Origin of the sequence: Anaplasma centrale str. Israel (genome assembly GCF_000024505.1) — a bacterium.
GTDB classification, from domain to species: domain Bacteria; phylum Pseudomonadota; class Alphaproteobacteria; order Rickettsiales; family Anaplasmataceae; genus Anaplasma; species Anaplasma centrale.
Genome location: NC_013532.1, coordinates 761,842 through 777,871 on the forward strand (window position 1 = coordinate 761,842; position 16,030 = coordinate 777,871).

General features: G+C 49.9%; 13 protein-coding genes and 2 tRNA genes. 9 read left to right on the forward strand and 6 right to left on the reverse strand.

Annotated elements, in window-relative coordinates; translation table 11 throughout:
• Genes pnp through truB form a run of 3 tightly spaced genes read right to left on the reverse strand, consistent with a single transcriptional unit; the run spans position 1 to position 3,700 of the window.
• Positions 1 to 2,409, reverse strand: a complete 2,409-nt coding sequence (gene pnp / locus ACIS_RS03260) for a polyribonucleotide nucleotidyltransferase (protein WP_012880780.1) — start codon at positions 2,407 to 2,409, stop codon at positions 1 to 3.
• Between the two features lie 54 nt (positions 2,410 to 2,463).
• A complete protein-coding gene (gene rpsO, locus ACIS_RS03265) occupies positions 2,464 to 2,745 on the reverse strand; it encodes a 30S ribosomal protein S15 (protein ID WP_012880781.1) in 282 nt (93 codons plus the stop codon).
• 37 nt (positions 2,746 to 2,782) lie between these two features.
• The gene (gene truB / locus ACIS_RS03270) at positions 2,783 to 3,700 is read right to left on the reverse strand and encodes a tRNA pseudouridine(55) synthase TruB (protein ID WP_041651533.1); all 918 of its coding nucleotides are present in this window, start codon (positions 3,698 to 3,700) and stop codon (positions 2,783 to 2,785) included.
• A 273-nt stretch (positions 3,701 to 3,973) separates the two neighbouring features.
• Between truB and ACIS_RS03275 the strand changes: the two genes are divergently transcribed.
• The gene (locus tag ACIS_RS03275) at positions 3,974 to 5,047 is read left to right on the forward strand and encodes a rod shape-determining protein (RefSeq protein WP_049756295.1); all 1,074 of its coding nucleotides are present in this window, start codon (positions 3,974 to 3,976) and stop codon (positions 5,045 to 5,047) included.
• Between the two features lie 143 nt (positions 5,048 to 5,190).
• Here the strand turns inward: ACIS_RS03275 and mreC are convergent, their stop codons facing one another.
• Positions 5,191 to 6,075: a rod shape-determining protein MreC gene (gene mreC / locus ACIS_RS03280; protein ID WP_012880784.1), complete on the reverse strand. Its 885-nt coding sequence runs from the start codon at positions 6,073 to 6,075 to the stop codon at positions 5,191 to 5,193.
• A 285-nt stretch (positions 6,076 to 6,360) separates the two neighbouring features.
• Between mreC and ACIS_RS03285 the strand changes: the two genes are divergently transcribed.
• The 5 genes from ACIS_RS03285 (at position 6,361) to ACIS_RS03305 (ending at position 11,719) form a co-directional block, all read left to right on the forward strand.
• A tRNA-Arg gene (locus ACIS_RS03285) sits at positions 6,361 to 6,434 on the forward strand.
• A gap of 47 nt (positions 6,435 to 6,481) precedes the next feature.
• On the forward strand, positions 6,482 to 7,693 hold the full coding sequence (locus ACIS_RS03290; RefSeq protein ID WP_041651212.1) for a cation:dicarboxylate symporter family transporter: 1,212 nt from the start codon (positions 6,482 to 6,484) through the stop codon (positions 7,691 to 7,693).
• Between the two features lie 144 nt (positions 7,694 to 7,837).
• On the forward strand, positions 7,838 to 9,028 hold the full coding sequence (locus tag ACIS_RS03295) for a cation:dicarboxylate symporter family transporter (protein WP_041651537.1): 1,191 nt from the start codon (positions 7,838 to 7,840) through the stop codon (positions 9,026 to 9,028).
• The gene (gene tsaB, locus ACIS_RS03300) at positions 9,029 to 9,622 is read left to right on the forward strand and encodes a tRNA (adenosine(37)-N6)-threonylcarbamoyltransferase complex dimerization subunit type 1 TsaB (protein ID WP_012880786.1); all 594 of its coding nucleotides are present in this window, start codon (positions 9,029 to 9,031) and stop codon (positions 9,620 to 9,622) included.
• A 198-nt stretch (positions 9,623 to 9,820) separates the two neighbouring features.
• Positions 9,821 to 11,719: a peptidylprolyl isomerase gene (locus tag ACIS_RS03305; RefSeq protein ID WP_012880787.1), complete on the forward strand. Its 1,899-nt coding sequence runs from the start codon at positions 9,821 to 9,823 to the stop codon at positions 11,717 to 11,719.
• Positions 11,720 to 12,066: 347 nt separating this feature from the next.
• Here ACIS_RS03305 and ACIS_RS03310 read toward each other — a convergent pair whose 3' ends face one another.
• A complete protein-coding gene (locus ACIS_RS03310; protein WP_041651215.1) occupies positions 12,067 to 13,254 on the reverse strand; it encodes a pyridoxal phosphate-dependent aminotransferase in 1,188 nt (395 codons plus the stop codon).
• Positions 13,255 to 13,596: 342 nt separating this feature from the next.
• On the opposite strand from ACIS_RS03310, the gene ACIS_RS03320 reads away from it, so the two are divergent.
• On the forward strand, positions 13,597 to 14,205 hold the full coding sequence (locus tag ACIS_RS03320; RefSeq protein ID WP_012880789.1) for a peroxiredoxin: 609 nt from the start codon (positions 13,597 to 13,599) through the stop codon (positions 14,203 to 14,205).
• Positions 14,202 to 15,176 carry a thioredoxin-disulfide reductase gene (trxB, locus tag ACIS_RS03325; RefSeq protein ID WP_012880790.1) on the forward strand — a complete coding sequence of 325 codons (975 nt, stop codon included), beginning with the start codon at positions 14,202 to 14,204 and terminating at the stop codon, positions 15,174 to 15,176. The genes ACIS_RS03320 and trxB overlap by 4 nt, the downstream gene beginning before the upstream one ends.
• A gap of 61 nt (positions 15,177 to 15,237) precedes the next feature.
• Here the strand turns inward: trxB and coaD are convergent, their stop codons facing one another.
• Positions 15,238 to 15,750 (reverse strand): pantetheine-phosphate adenylyltransferase, encoded by a 513-nt coding sequence (coaD, locus tag ACIS_RS03330; protein ID WP_081440537.1) that lies wholly within the window; start codon positions 15,748 to 15,750, stop codon positions 15,238 to 15,240.
• A 159-nt stretch (positions 15,751 to 15,909) separates the two neighbouring features.
• Here coaD and ACIS_RS03335 point away from each other — a divergent pair.
• Positions 15,910 to 15,980 (forward strand) — tRNA-Phe (locus ACIS_RS03335).
• The last annotated feature ends 50 nt before the right edge of the window (positions 15,981 to 16,030 follow it).

Sequence of the window (16,030 nt, forward strand, 5' to 3'; positions counted from 1 at the left end):
CTAAAAGAACCTGGGCTTTTTGTTGCCACCAGAGGCATGCTGCGGCCCCCCACCCCTGTGCCTGTCATTACCATTTACAGGATCCGAGGCGCCAACGTGCGAAGAAACACCGTAGTATCCGCCACTGCCGCCAGAACTTCCAGCACTGCGACGACGTGCGGGCCTACCCCCACTACCGCTCCGTCTTCTCTCCCTAGCAGGGCCTGTAGCATACTCCCGAAACCCAGAAGAAGAGGTACCGCCAGCATCACCAGACTGTGTACCACCCTTTTTGTGAGGGGAATATGGCTCACAATCTAGAAGGTCCCCACTATCTTGATCAACCCTACGCATTGAAAGCTGCACGTGATCCTTATCGATACCGATAACAAGAACCTTCACCTTATCATCGACAGCCAGGACATCGGACACTGAACCTATGTGCTCGTTTTTTATCTCGCTAATGTGCACAAGCCCTCTTCTGCCACCCAAGAAGCTGACAAACGCACCATACTTGGCAATTTCGCTGATCACACCGCTGAAAACCTTACCGACCTCAGGCTCAGAGACTATGCACATTATCATGTTCTTCGCCTCTTCAACGGCATCCCTACTCACAGCGTATATCATAACGGTGCCATCTTGAGATATTTCAATCTTAACGCCAGTCTTCTCACAAATTTCCCTGACGTTCTTCCCACCGGTACCTATAACGTTCTTGATCTTATTCTTGTCAATGATCATGGATTCCATTCTGGGCACGTGGTCTCGCACCCCCTCTCTGGACTCTTTGATCACCTTATCCATCTTGCCTATGATGAACAGCCTACCATCCCTGGCCTGCTGGAGAGACTTTTCAATTATGTCAAAGCCTATACCCCGTATTTTCATGTCCATCTGGAGAGCAGTAATACCCTCCTTGGTTCCGGCAACCTTGAAGTCCATATCCCCAAGATGATCTTCGTCCCCGATAATGTCGGACAGCACCGCGTATCTGTCACCTTCCTTAATGAGACCCATGGCAATACCGGCCACGGAAGACTTAAGTGGCACGCCGGTATCCATGAGCGCAAGAGATGCGCCGCACACTGTGGCCATGGAGGAGGACCCGTCGGACTCAGTAATCTCAGACACAACCCTAATGGTGTAAGGAAAATCCGCCTTTGTCGGCAAAACCGGGTGGATAGCCCTCCAAGCGAGTTTTCCATGCCCTATTTCTCTCCTACCTGGGGGACGAAGCGCTGCAGCCTCACCAACCGCATAAGATGGGAAGTTGTAATGCAACAAAAACCTCTCCCTCCGGTCTCCATCGAAGCCATCAACCACCTGTTCATCCTGCGGAGTACCAAGCGCAGTTATTACCAACGCCTGCGTGTCACCACGGGTAAACAGCGCGGAGCCGTGAGACCTGGGAATTAAATCGACTTCTATTTCAATGTTGCGTATCTGGTCAAAGCCTCTACCATCAACGCGCTTAAGCGTGTCCAAAACTCTAGAACGAACCAAAGACCGCTCAAATGTTTTGATCGCTAAGAGGACCTCTTGCTCAGTATACTCCCCACCGTCACTCACGTGTTTCTCGCACAAATCGGAGTATAGACTCTCCCTCGCAGCATCGAGCTGGAGCACCCTGGTCTTCTTGTTGTTGTCACCATAAGCAACCGAAAACCTCGTCGAATGGTCACCCCCTATACCAGATACTACCTTGCCTATATCGTGTGGAATAAACTCGGCTACATCCTTCGGGCCAGCAGCCTCAGCAAACTCTTCTATCAAATCCAAAACCTGAGTGCAGTTCTCGTGCCCGAAAGTCAAAGCACCAAGCATTTCATCCTCAGAAAGCTCAGATGCCTCTGACTCTACCATAACCACAGAGCTCTTGGTGCCCGAATAAAACATGTCGAGCTCGCTCCTGGCCAATTCCTCAGCCGAGGGGTTTAGTATATAGCGCCCCTCTTCCCTTATGTAGCCAATCTTCGCACCGGCTATAGGCGTGGAAAACGGTATCCCAGATATGGCCAGAGCCGCCGCTGCACCTATGAGCGCCACAGTCTCCGGAGGACTCACCTGATCGTAAGACAGCAAATTGCACACAATCACAACTTCGTCACAAAACCCGGCGGGAAACAGCGGCCTAATGCTTCTGTCAACCAACCTTGAGATCAGCGTCTCCCTATCTGAAGGCTTACCTTCCCGCTTGAAGAACCCACCTGGGATTCTACCCACTGCATAACTCTTTGCAAGAAACTGAACCGTCAACGGCAAGAAATCAACTGGCTCCTTGGACTTCTGTGAGACAACAGTCGACAGTACAGAAGTCCCACCATAATCAACCACAACGGCACCATCTGCCTGACGAGCTATCTTGCCACTCTCAATAACTAACAGCCTATCTCCCCACTCTACACACTTCCTCGTTATATCAAACATACCAACAATTCCTACCCTCTAAAAAGCGCCTCTACAGCGCATAAACATACAACATCAGTGAAATACATCCCTTATGCCAAGCTTCTTGACTAAGTCCAGATACGCATCATTCCCGTACTTACGTCTAACATACTGAAGCTCCCTGCGCCTCTTACAAACAAGCACCATAAGGCCACGCCTACAGTGAAAATCCTTCTTATGAACCTTAAGGTGCTCAGTCAGATTGCGTATCCTTTCCGAGAGAATGGCACACTGTACATACGCAGAACCCGTATCTCCGTCTTTAACCTGGTACTCGGAGATCAATTCAGATTTTCTAGTAGGTGTTATAGACATAAAAACGCAGGGCCCCCTCTCTACTACATAAAGAACTTTAGACATCAAAAACGCGCACCGGCCTAGCGGTGCCATTTACAACCTTGCAGATAGCAACAGGAACGCCACCCACCTGGCTTAGGTAACACATATCATAATTCTCAACGGCGTACAAGCCATTTAAGCTTGTGTGCTGCAGGCTCACGCTTTGTCCCTTCCGCACAATCTCTGCCACCTCCGCATCCACACATAATTTTAGAGTAGCCCCCATAACGTGCGATATGGGGAGAAGTACTCCATCCAGCGCATTGGCACTTGCTAGTTCCTCTAACCTCTCCAGGGTTATGGAATCTTCTTCCAAGAAAGGCCCCACACTTTTCCTCCGCAGAGAGGAAACATACCCCAAACACCCAAGAGAGATGCCTAAGTCACGCGCAAATGAGCGAATGTATACCCCTCTCCTGCACACGATCAGGAAATTTGCAACGTTTTTTTCTTCATCCACTGACAACAAATCTACGCTAACAATACACACCGACTTGGGAGCCAAGGAAACAGCTTTACCCTTTCTCGCAAGATTATACGCCCGGACTCCCTGCACTCTAACCGCAGAAAATGCCGGAGGCACTTGCTGTATGTCCCCCACAAATTGACCCAGTGCCTCCCTTATGCTACTCGCGCTCGGCCTTAGGCTACTTGTTCCTATAACCTCACCCTCTGCATCATCAGTAGAGCGCTGTGCTCCCCACTGCACCGCAGCCACGTATGACTTCAGCCCATCAACCGCATATTGTACGGTTTTTGTCGCCTCACCCACAGCGATAGGCAGCACTCCAGTTGCTAGAGGGTCTAACGTGCCCGCATGGCCAACTTTGCAATTAAAAATCTTCCTAATCCTCCCGACCACGCCACCAGAACTCATGTACAGAGGCTTATCTATGTTCAGCCATCCATACCTCACCCCTGCACTCTGCAATGATTCCACCAAACTAAGTCCTAACGTCCCATAAGTTAGCAGCCTTTGTAACTCATCGCAGCAAAAACAGGGCGTTGGATGACTTTATTAGCATAAAAAATTTGGACTCAAGGCGTGCTTTTGATTCTATATGTGCTATATAGATGTGTGTACATGTATGTGCCGCCGGGCGTGCGCCGTCACCAGGTTGTGGCTGCGCGGCAGTAGGCGGTGGATTTCCTACTTTGGTGCATTGTTATGGTAAGTCTAGATCTATTGCCTGATGCCCTAAACATGCGGGCGGCAAGTTTTTTCGATCGGTGCGTGCATGCCCTGTCTTGCAGCGGGCTTTTCGCTAGTGACATGGCAATTGACCTGGGCACGGCAAACACTCTAGTATACGTTAAAGGCAGGGGCATAGTGCTAAATGAGCCGTCCGTAGTGGCCATCCTTAAGGAGAGAGGCAATTACGTCCCTTATGCGTTCGGGGCCAAGGCGAAAATGATGTTGGGGAAAACTCCCGGTGGCATCGAAGCGATACGGCCACTGAAGGATGGAGTCATTGCCGATTTTAAAGGCGCCGAGGAAATGATAAAGTTCTTCATCAGAAATGCCAGCAAGCGCAGAACCATCAACAGCCCCACAGTAGTGATATGCGTGCCTTCTGGTTCCACTCCTGTTGAGAGACGCGCCATACAGGATGCGGCCGAAGGTGCGGGAGCGGGAGAGGTTTTTTTGATAGAAGAGCCTATGGCCGCAGCAATCGGTGCTGGCATGCCGGTGACTCAACCAGAGGCATCAATGATCGTTGACGTGGGCGGTGGCACAACCGAAGTGGCGGTTATATCTCTGGGGGGGATAGTATACTCCCGCTCAGTGCGGAGTGGGGGGGACCTTATGGACGAGGCCATAGCATCATACATAAGGAAGCATTACAACCTCCTAGTGGGAGAGACGACAGCAGAGAGGATCAAGAAAAGTATCGGGTCCGCCTGCCCTCCGGAATCGGGAGATGGTGACACCGTCATTGTCAAAGGGAGAGATCTCACCGATGGGGTGCCGAAGGAAGTATGCTTGTCGGAAAGGCAGGTCACCGAGAGTCTAATAGAGCCGGTGGGGCAGATAGTGTCTGCAGTGCGGGTTGCGCTAGAGTGCACACCTCCTGAGCTGTCTTCTGACATCATGGATAAGGGCATTATGGTTTCCGGAGGGGGAGGAATGCTCAAAAATCTCGATCGCTTACTTGCGGAAACAACTGGGCTTCCAGTCGCCGTTGCATCTAATCCGCTGTGCTGCGTAGCGCTGGGCACAGGCAAGGTTCTGGAAGAGATGGATGCTCTATCGCACGTGTTGTTCAAGCAAGACTAGTTCGCGCTCCCCAGTCGTTTAGGGTCCAACGTGCACGGAGAACGAAGCGACGTCACCCTAGCAGTGTGGTCGAAATATCCGAAAGCTTGGGTTGGCCTCACGCGATCACGCCATTGTGTTGTGCGTTGGAACGGGGCAACACACTAATCAGCATCTTCGCCTTGCACCTGCTTTGCGCGCACCACGCTCACAACACCTATTTCCCGCAAGTTTACGGGTGTGACAACCTTCGTCTGAGCCAGTATGTGCCCCACATATATTCCGTGCGGAAACCCCTCGCCGTTCCCAGTGGTAATCACCAAATCACCATCATGAAGCTCGGCACTATTAGAAGATAGATGGGTGAGCACAAGGCCTTCTGCCGAACCGGCCAGTATCGCGTTTATGCCACTCTCTACAACCGTCACCGGAACGCGAAAATCTCTGTTAGCAATGAGCAACACCCTGGTACTATGCTCACCTACATCAGTAGTTTTGCCAATCAACCCCTGGCTAGTCACAACCGCCTGTTGGTCACGAATTCCTTCTCTGCGCCCCACGGGCAAAAAAACACTCTCTCTTGTGCCGTCATACACAACAACTGCACGCGTTGTGACATAATCAACATGTGCGTGGTAGGAAAGGAAGTTTAGCATCCGCTTCAGATGCGCATTTTCCTCGGAAAGGACTTTAACCAACACTCCGTCCGTGTCCTTGGCTACATCCTGGGTCATGCCGCCATCGCACGCGACGGCATTCGAATTGCGCTGCCACTTAAATGTGTCTTGAGCCTTCTTCGCGGCAGAGACATATAAATCCGCCATCTCGGCGCGAAATCGCACAATATCAGCCTCATACAGCGGGTACATGCAGTACAACACAACGCCACAGAGAATTAAGAATGCAGAATTAAACTTCGCAAGCTTAGTAGCGTTAATCTTCACATTCCTGAACAATCCGGAACTACGCCCTACTCCGACATACTGCATAGTAAAACACAGAATCAGCAACTCCCTGTCGAATGTTAGCAATAATTTTGTGTATCGCACAAACTATTTAAAACCGTTTGGAAATTTATTTTTAAGAACACCTGTTTCACACACAGCTGATTGCGGCACTATAGGCCGTAGCGCCTCGAATGTTAATCTCGTACATTAATAGTGCATGGTTGGCGTTTTAGTCACTCGCATCCTCACGTTTTATGAACGCACAAGTTACGGGTCTAGTCAGCACAAGCTGCTTTCGGAAGCCTTGCCAAAATTCCTGCCAAACCACTCTAGAAGAATTTTGTTTACACGAGCGCGTTTAGTCTATAACCTACCGGTTGCTTAGATGCGCCCTTAGCTCAGATGGATAGAGCATTTGACTACGGATCAAAAGGTCGGGCGTTCGAGTCGTCCAGGGCGCGTCCTGTCTCGGGGCTTACCCCCCAGTTTGTTGTTCCTGTTTTTGTATATGGCTATTGTTCAGTCGCTTAAGCTTGTGCTACTCCTACTGGTGTTGGTGGCCGCGTTTTGCTTTGCAGACGCCGTGCCATACACGGTAAAGTCCCTGTGTTACGCAGCCAGTCTTTCTATCAAAGAGATTTTAGTGTTCGTTCTCCCGCTGGTGGTTTTTAGCATTGTTTTTCACTCCACCAGCAAGCTGCGGGGAGGCGGCGCCATGAAGACGTTATTACTGTTGATTGCAATGGTCGGGCTGTCAAATTCTGCATCGGTAGCCGTAGCACACTTCCTAGGAGGCTATTTATCAACCTCAACAACCCACCCTGTGATCCCAGATATGCAGGGCGTGCACACGCTAGAGCCACTATATACCACTTTCCATTTGCCGTCCCTAATCAGTAGTGCGAAAGCACTTGCGCTCGGCTTTGCGTGCGGTGCAATACTACCGGCAATAGTGGGCAAAAGGTCCATAACTCTCTCTGAAAAATTGTCTGATTTGAGTGTTTTTATTCTTAATCGAATATTTGCACCTGTGCTTCCGGTATTCATACTGGGGTCCGCCTTTAAGATGGAGAGCGAAGGGGCCCTAACCAGCTTGAGAGACAATGCGGGAGTCATGGGGTATATTTTCGCCTCCGCGTTTCTGTACACTGTCTTGCTGTACTTTGTGGGAAGCGGTTTCTCCCTAAGGAAAGCCTTGAAGACGATGAAGAACATGCTTCCAGCGGTTGTTACCGGGTTGGGCACTATGTCCAGTCTGCTCACTATGCCGGTGACGCTTGCCGCAGTAAAAAAAAGCACTGACAATCCACAAATTGCGGATATATCCGTGCCAGGTTCCGTAAACATACACCTACTTGGGGACTGTTTCGTCTCTGTAATGCTGCTGCCGCTGCTGGTCACGACGCTCGGGACAGAGGATGTGACAACCTACGATTACGTCCATTTCCTGGTATACGTAGTGCTGATGAAGTTTGCTGAGGCTGCAGTCGCCGGGACTGGATTAGTACTGATGTTTCCAGTCATCGAGCAGTATTTGCATTTCTCTCCTACCATGCTTTCCCTAGCTGCCACGCTCTTTATTTTACTCGATCCCTTGATTACTGCAGTAAATGTGTTTGGCAACGGAGCATTCTCCGTGCTGTTTGCAAGAGTGCATGACTTGCTTTTTCATCAGAAGAAAAAGCCCAAACAAGCGGGTGCGTCTGGTCGCATACGTTAACAAATGTTTTTTATATTACTAAATTGGGATTAACAGCCAAAAATTTATTTACATGTATAAACTTAGAATATACCATCGGCGGTTTCGGTCCCATACAATGGCGTATGCGCGCGGATGCGGGGCCTCTTGAGCAATTTGGTATATATGTTCAATAAACACTCCTTAAGGTTTGGGTTGTTGATAGCACTCTCGTTGCTAGCATTCACGCTTGCGGACTTCATACCGTACAGCATCCGATCCTTTTCGTACGCCGTAAGTTTATCCATAAAGGAAGTGCTAGTATTCCTGCTGCCGTTCATAGTGTTTGGCATTGTTTTTCGATCAGTAAGCCGGCTGCAAAGCGGCAACGCAGCCAAGATAGTAGGATTGCTGCTTATCATGGTGGTGCTCTCAAACGCAGCATCAATATCTTCGGCGTATTGTGTTGGTAAGTATATTGCGTCCACCAGCAAAACCGTAGTACTTCAAAGTGCAGCAACAAGTGGGGGGCTAGAGCCCTCATACGTGTTTCACCTCCCTCCTCTGGTGAGTACGATCAAGGCCGTGATTGCGGGATTTCTGTGCGGGATGATTTTACCAAAATTTTTGCCACAGAAATCAGAAAGGGTCGCCTCTACTTTGTCGCGCATCAGTGCATTTGTCTTGGAGAAGATTTTCACGCCCATCATTCCTCTTTTCATCGTTGGGCTCGTATTTAAAATGCAGAGTGACCAGCTGTCACAAGTGCTCCGCGACAACGCGGAGGTGGGGTTCTACATGTTCCTTGCGGTGTCTACATATATTGTCCTATTTTACTGCGTGAGTGAGCGCTTTGTTATACGCAAAGCCATGTCGATGCTTAAAAACATGGTGCCCGCTGCACTAGTCGGCTTTACTACCATGTCTAGCCTCATCTCTCTGCCCTTGATTACGCAATCGGTAAAGAAAGACTCTGAAAACCCAGATATCGTGGATATAGCAGTACCCGCCGTAATCAACATACACATGCTGGGAGATTGCTTTTTCATCATAATAATGTCACTAGTAATATCGGGTACGTTCGGCAGCATGGAGTACGTTACCGCGTCTGATGCCGTTTTGTTCATGCTCTGTTTCCTGGTATCCATGTTCGCAATAGTGGGAGTACCTGGAGGTGGGGTGATAGTGATGCTGCCTATAATAGAGAAGTATCTCCACTTTTCCCCTACTATGTCATCCCTCATAACTACGTTGTATGTTCTGTGTGACCCGGGAATCACGCTTGTAAACATTTTTGGGAACGGGGCATTTGCGATACTGTTTACAAAGGCCCATAAATTACTAATCTCGAAAAAATCAACACAGGGAGGCGTGTAGGTGAAGGTTATGGCGTTGGATGCCTCAGGCACCCAGTGTGCCGTTGCGGTGTTTGACGTAGACAGACAGAAATTCTTTGAGGCGGTCAGCCCCTTACACAACAGGCATGCCGAGTCTTTGTTTTCTCTCATCGATTCTGCACTAGCGGATTCCGGATTCACTTACTTTGACCTTGCTCATGCGGTGGCAACTGTCGGACCGGGTAGCTTTACCGGCTTAAGGGCCTCACTTGCTGCTCTACAGGGGTTTAAGTTAGTTACCAACATCCCAATACATGCGGTAACTCTGCTTGAGCTTCAGGCATATCTGATATCAAAATGCGGTCCCACAGACAAAAATATATTATCCGTCGTAGACCTACCCAACGACAGCCGTGCGTACAGTCAGGTGTTTAGTGGTGAGTTGTTTCCGGTCACCAGCGTTGCTATCGCCGAACGTAACTCGATATCTGAGGACGGCTACGTTACCCGCCGTTGTCTTAACAGCTCCGACAGCACAAACGCCAGAACCGCCGCTGAGTTTCTTGTATACAAACTATCACACAAACTACCAGAAACTCCACTTACCCCGATTTATTCTCGCTCTTACACATAACTCTAAGTTCAGCACAATCGGCATCGGAGGACCGATCCCCGGCATTGTATGCACAACAAACAGTAGCTATGGAGACCTAGTAGTGATCGACGCGCTATCATTGCACCCTATACCCACCGGCTGTACCGCTAGAAAAAACTTGCAGATTGTTGCTGCTTGCTATATTCCTCGACGTAGTCAATCTGCCGGTGGCTTACTATGAGGCTCAGAAATGTCTTCGTGGGCGCGGTTCTCGCTGCGGTGTTGTGCGCTTTCGTGTTTGTCACATTCGGTAGCGTGCTGCCATTTGGTGACACTGCTAGTGATAGATGCGTAGCAAAAGTGGGTTCGAATTGCCTGTCACTCCGGGAATACAGCACGGCTTACCAGGGGGAGTTGGCGTATATCGAGAGCTTGGTGCACCAGAAGTTGTCTGAGGATGATATACGGCGGTTTGGCGTGAAGGAGATGACGCTCAACAGGATGATCGACGATATGGTGCTGGAAAAGTTTGCTAGGGAGCTGGGCCTTAGGGTAAGCAGCAAGAGCATCAGGGACCTGATAGGGGACATGCCTATGTTCCAGGACAAGAGCGGCAAGTTGGACGAGCGCAGGTTTAAAGACTTACTATCCGATGCCGGGATGACCGAGGCCTCATATATCGGAAAGGTACGTGGCTCTCTTCCTGCATTCATGTTGTCTGAGTGCATCTTCCCAAGGTCCGGTGCAGTATATTCGCAATATTATGACGGGTTTGCGCAGGACGTTCTGCGTGGCATTATGCAGTCTCGCATAGTGGATGTGGTAGAGATTTCGCCGAGCGCCGTGGAAAACACACCAACACCCACCGATAACGACCTGGAGGCGATGTACAGCGAAGGCACCAGAAATGGCGAGCTCGTTATGCCCGAATACAGAAGTGCAAAATACATGATTGTTAGCGAGGATGACGCACTGGAGGAAGTTACCGCCTCTGACGACGAGGTGGAGAGTGAAATCAAAAACAGCGAGCTTCATGACCAGAGAGATGTTCTAAATCTCGTGTTTTCTAGTGAGAGCGAAGCAGATGCTGCTTCTCAGGCTCTCAAGGGAGGGAAAACTTTCGAAGCGGTAGTGAAGGATGCGGGCACAACGGTAGAGGCAATCACCTTGAAGAACGTCACCAAGGAGCTCCTGCCGGTTGAGGTGCGGAGTGCGGTGTTTGGCTTGAACGATGGAGAAGTGAGTGGGGTCTTTCGGAGCGTTGTAGGGTGGCACATCATGAAAATCTTGAATAGACACCCTATCTCTAAGGAAGATCTCAAAAAGCTCAAAGAGAGGGTCGCCGCGAGCATAAAAAGGCAGAAAGCTAGAGAGCTATTTTCTGCCGGTATCAGGAAAGCTAACGAGATGATTAGTCATGGTGCTGAGTCGTTCTCCGAAGTTGAGAGCGTGTTTAGAAAGCCCACTATGGGTGTTTTACAGAACTTTGACAGCAACGGGCAGGACCTTACGGGTAAGGGGCACACATATGCGGAAGAGTCATCCTTCCCTGGCATAGTTGAGGCCTTGCCAGCTCTGGCATTTTCTTCTCAGGTAGGCAAGCCTTCACATTTTGTTAGCATTGGCAACGCGTACTTCAGTGTTATAGTAACGGACGTGACACCCGCGCGGGCCAGAACCTTCGATGAAAGCAAGCATTTGTTGCTAGACAGGTGGAAAAACGCTTTCGTGGCTGGTGAGATGCGCAAGATTGCCAGCAACCTTGTGACGAAATTGAGAGCAGGCGAAAGCCTAGGCAAGCTTGCAGGTGTCGTAACAAAAAAAGGCGAGGATATAGGCAGGGTAAGTAAAACAAAGGTGGGTGGCACCAACTATCCGGAGGATCTTGTCAACCAGGTGTTTAACATGCGCGTAGGAGATGTAGGCGAAGGGGTGACTGATCACAGCATGAACAAAATTTTCATAGCAACGCTTAAGGAGATCAAGACCCCGAGTCAAGTCAACGAAAAGGAACTGAAGGAGTTTCAGGCGCATTTCGTGGGTAGCGCAATATCGTCAATTAGGAGGCAGTTGCTCAACCACCTCACAGATAAGTATCGTGTAAAGGTCAATAGAAAGCTGCTTGAAGGAGTATAGCCGCCAACGTTTTCGATAGCTAGGTGAGTGTGGGTGCTGTTCCAGGATGCGGGCAGGAGGCTGCTGGGAGGCCTCCACTTTCCCTAGATTGGGGGCCACAACTGGCCACAACCGCGAGGTTGCCCCGACCTCGTTTGCGCTGATTAGTCATCCTCACACACGCGGCCTGTGCCAAGCCCCTCCCGGTCTGTCAGGCATCTGCCATACGACAAGTAGCTTCACAACACTGGGTGGCATTCCAATTTTCGCGTGCACAGGAAATGCACCCCACCAACGCAACGTATGAACCCGCAACGGGGCTGTCTGCACAAGTCCAAATTCCGGCCCATCTATGCGCACACCTACAGCTATGCCAATTCAGCGCAAGCGGAGATTATTCTGTCACACGCTTGAGACAACTCATCATCCGAAAGTGCGTATGAGATCCTGAAAAAGCCTGGCGCGCCAAACGCTACACCCGGCACCACAGCAACCTTGTGTCTCAGTAAATGCTTTGCAAAATCCGTATCATTCGCGATCACACCATCCCCTGCCCTTTTGCCAATCGCACCCTTACATGACACAAAAACGTAAAATGCCCCGTGGGGCAGCTGCGCTTTCAGCACTTTAGAGCCTTCCACAGCTTTCATTACTGTGTCACGCCTTCTGGAGAATATTTTACGTCGCTCGTCCAAAAAGCTGCTATCACCCGACAGAGCGGCAACCGCAGCAACTTGGGCTATTGAATTCGCGGTAGTCGTGCTCTGAGACTGTATGGTGGACATTGCCTTAATCACACGTGCATCACCTGCTATGTATCCTATCCGCCACCCTGTCATCGCGTGTGATTTTGAAACTCCGTTCACGATGACCACTCGATCATACAGGGCACTCTCAACCTGCAAAATATTTACAAACTCAACGTCATAGACAAGTTTGGCGTATATATCATCCGTCATTACATGAACCGTGGGATGCTTCAACAGCACATCAGCAATGGCGCGTAGATCATCCCTGGAGTAAACAATACCCGTAGGATTCGACGGCGAGTTAATTATTAGCCACTTGGTTCTTGGCGTTATAGCCCGCTCGAGGAGGTCAGCAGTAAGCTTGAACTCTTCCCCGCAGTCTACCACCACGGGTTTCCCACCCGATATACTAACTATGTCAGTATACGAAACCCAATACGGCGCGGGTATTATAACCTCGTCACCCGGGTCCAACGTGGCCATGAACAAATTGTAGATGCACTGCTTAGCCCCAGAACCTATTAACACCTGATCTGTAGAATACGTGAGGCCATAGTCTGACTGAATACTCCGTACAACCGCCTCTTTCAGCTCGGGTATACCATCTACCGGCGCGTATTTGGTCTTGCCGGCATGTATTGCGGCAATTGCCGCCTCTTTTACGTGATCTGGAGTATCAAAATCCGGCTCCCCAGCGCCTAGAGATATTACATCTACCCCCTGAGACCTAAGCTCCGCAGCGAGTTTACTAACCTCCAGAGTGGGAGAAGGCCTCACACAGCCAAGCCTCTCACTAATTAGAAACATACACCCCCCAATACACAGCAAGGCCGCCCTTGGTGCCGACGGACTACGCACGCTGCAAACCCAAAACAGCCATACAGCAGCACAAAAGAGCTGATCATTATTACAGCAATACAGACACGCTGCAAGATTTTAACAACAACGAGACTCGCTCCACAATCTTGGCTTATGGAACTGTATACCTGGTACGCTGAGGGCTGCATGTTGGCAATTTGCGCCCAACCATCTGGGCAAATACAACCTACCAGTATGGTTACCTGGAGCACACACAATTGCTAAAAACTCATTGTTGGGCACACGATATTTGTAGTATGATCCCACAAGGTTGTTGTTGCAGAGGATTTTATGAATTTAGTAACAAAAGAGGCTATAGACTTCACCGCCAGGGCAGTCATGTCTGACGGCAAGGTGTGTGACCTTAATCTAAGTAAGCATGTTGCTGGTAAGTGTGCGGTGCTCTTCTTTTATCCGCGAGATTTTACCTTCGTATGCCCTACTGAGATACTGTCTCTGCACAGCAGGGTACCCAAGTTTACTGCGCGTAACGCGGAAGTCATAGGCATAAGTACGGATTCCGAGTTCGCACACAGCCACTGGCGCAGCACTTCTGTAGAGAGGGGGGGCATAGATATGATAAGCTTCCCACTGGTCGCTGATGACTCGCATACTATATCGGAGAGCTATGGAGTGCTGCATAGCGGTAAAGTCGCCCTCAGGGCAACCGTAATAATTGATGAGGATTTTATAGTCCGCCACCATTCGGTGAATGACTTGCCAATAGGAAGAAATATCGATGAGGTATTAAGAATCATAGATGCAATAGCCCACCACAGGAAGCACGGGGAAGTATGTCCGGCCGGATGGGCCCAAGGCAAAGCAGCAATGGAAGCAACTCAGCATGGTGTTGAGCACTATTTGCAGTCCCACGCAGATAGTCTGGGCCCTCAGGAATGACGGAACAACAGCAAGCTAAAACTCCCGTCAAGGTGTTGGTAATGGGTTCTGGAGCGGCAGGGTGTACTGCCGCGATCTATGCTGGGAGAGCAAATTTGGGGCCTCTTTTAGTGACTGGAATGCAGCCTGGAGGCCAGCTGACAATAACGACTGATGTTGAAAATTATCCAGGGTTCTCGCTGGTACAGGGCCCGGAACTCATGGAACACATGAAGCAGCAAGCACTGCATTGCGGCGCTACTGAAGTAATGGATGAGATAACTCAAATAGATGCCAATGTGTATCCGTTCAGATGCACTAGTATGTTTGGCGAGGAATATTATGCGTATAGCATAGTCGTCGCAACCGGGGCACAGGCTAAGTGGCTCGGTATAGATAGTGAGCAATTTTTTATGGGAAAGGGTGTGTCCGCCTGCGCTACCTGTGACGGCTCGTTTTTCAAGGGAGAGGTAGTCACAGTAGTGGGTGGCGGAAACACGGCTGTCGAGGAGGCAATATACTTAACTCGGAGCGCCAGCAAGGTGTTTCTGGTTCACAGGAGAGACAAGCTGCGTGCGGAGGCCGTGATGCAGAGCAGACTGTTTGAGAATAGCAAGATCGAAGTCGTATGGAATAGTGTGGTAAAGGAGGTATTGGGTGACAAAGAAAACAAAAAGGTGGGTGCACTGTTATTAGAATCCACACTAGACGGAAGTACTAGAATTCTAGAAACCGCAGGTGTGTTTATAGCAATAGGTCACAAACCAAACACTCAGGTACTGGCTGATATGCCAGGGCGCCACGTGGCGCTAGATCCAGATGGTTATGTGATCACCTCTCCTGACAGCACTGCAACGAGCTGCCCTGGAATATTTGCAGCTGGGGACGTGCGCGACAAAGTATATCGCCAAGCCGTAGTAGCCGCTGGCACAGGGTGCATGGCAGCGCTGGATGCGGAGAAGTTCCTATCGGAGCGCGGAATCGCTTCCTAGCCGGAGTAACGCAGCAGGTAATACTTGCGTTGAAACCGCCCCGCCAGCAGGGACAATGTGTTCAGGTAGTGCAGGAAGCTCTGGAGTAAAACTCTAGTAGGTACTTTTTCACGTTTTCCGACACAAACATACTTACATCCCCGTTAAGGCGGGCAACTTCTTTGACGAAGCTTGAGGAAATAAACTGGGTATCCTTCGCAGCCGGCAAAAACACGGTCTCCACCCCGGGAACGAGCTTATAGTTTATCCAACTCATCTGAAACTCGTAATCAAAGTCAGAAACTGCCCTCAATCCACGAATTATAACCTGAGCACCCCTGCTCTGAGCGAAGTAAGTCAGCAACCCATCAAAGACCTCAATTTTCGCATTAATGCCAATAGCCTGCATCTCGTGCTCTATCATGGCTGCACGCACATCCGCAGAAAACACGGTCTCCTTGACCACACTTTTTGCAACAGCAATAACAAGCTCATCGACCAGGTTGCTAGCCCTCTTGATTATATCCACGTGCCCAAAGGTAATAGGATCAAAGGTTCCGGGATATATGCCTAGCCGTATTGCCACAACTTCTATAAAACAGGAGGCGATTGGGGATTATATCTGACTCGGGCAGGAGTTATCTACTACATTTTTGAAGTTTATTTTCCTTGAACGTCAACCATTAACACATATAATGAGCATGGCTAGGAGCGGGCTACGTACTGTCCATGATGCGTCGCTTGCAGCATGTTTGGCTTGGTAGCTCAGTGGTAGAGCGGAGGACTGAAAATCCTTGCGCGCTGGTTCAATTCCAGCCCAGGCCACGTTTCGCTCGTTTTCGGGTCCTTTGTCCTCCGGTCTTCATCTGCCTTGG

Coding starts and splice junctions, on each gene's coding strand:
- rpsO (WP_012880781.1), bottom strand. CDS start 2,745: ATGTCTATAACACCTACTAGAAAATCTGAATTGATCTCCGAGTACCAG.
- ACIS_RS03310 (WP_041651215.1), bottom strand. CDS start 13,254: ATGTTTCTAATTAGTGAGAGGCTTGGCTGTGTGAGGCCTTCTCCCACT.
- trxB (WP_012880790.1), top strand. CDS start 14,202: ATGACGGAACAACAGCAAGCTAAAACTCCCGTCAAGGTGTTGGTAATG.
- ACIS_RS03320 (WP_012880789.1), top strand. CDS start 13,597: ATGAATTTAGTAACAAAAGAGGCTATAGACTTCACCGCCAGGGCAGTC.
- ACIS_RS03290 (WP_041651212.1), top strand. CDS start 6,482: ATGGCTATTGTTCAGTCGCTTAAGCTTGTGCTACTCCTACTGGTGTTG.
- ACIS_RS03295 (WP_041651537.1), top strand. CDS start 7,838: ATGTTCAATAAACACTCCTTAAGGTTTGGGTTGTTGATAGCACTCTCG.
- ACIS_RS03275 (WP_049756295.1), top strand. CDS start 3,974: ATGCGGGCGGCAAGTTTTTTCGATCGGTGCGTGCATGCCCTGTCTTGC.
- pnp (WP_012880780.1), bottom strand. CDS start 2,409: ATGTTTGATATAACGAGGAAGTGTGTAGAGTGGGGAGATAGGCTGTTA.
- ACIS_RS03305 (WP_012880787.1), top strand. CDS start 9,821: ATGAGGCTCAGAAATGTCTTCGTGGGCGCGGTTCTCGCTGCGGTGTTG.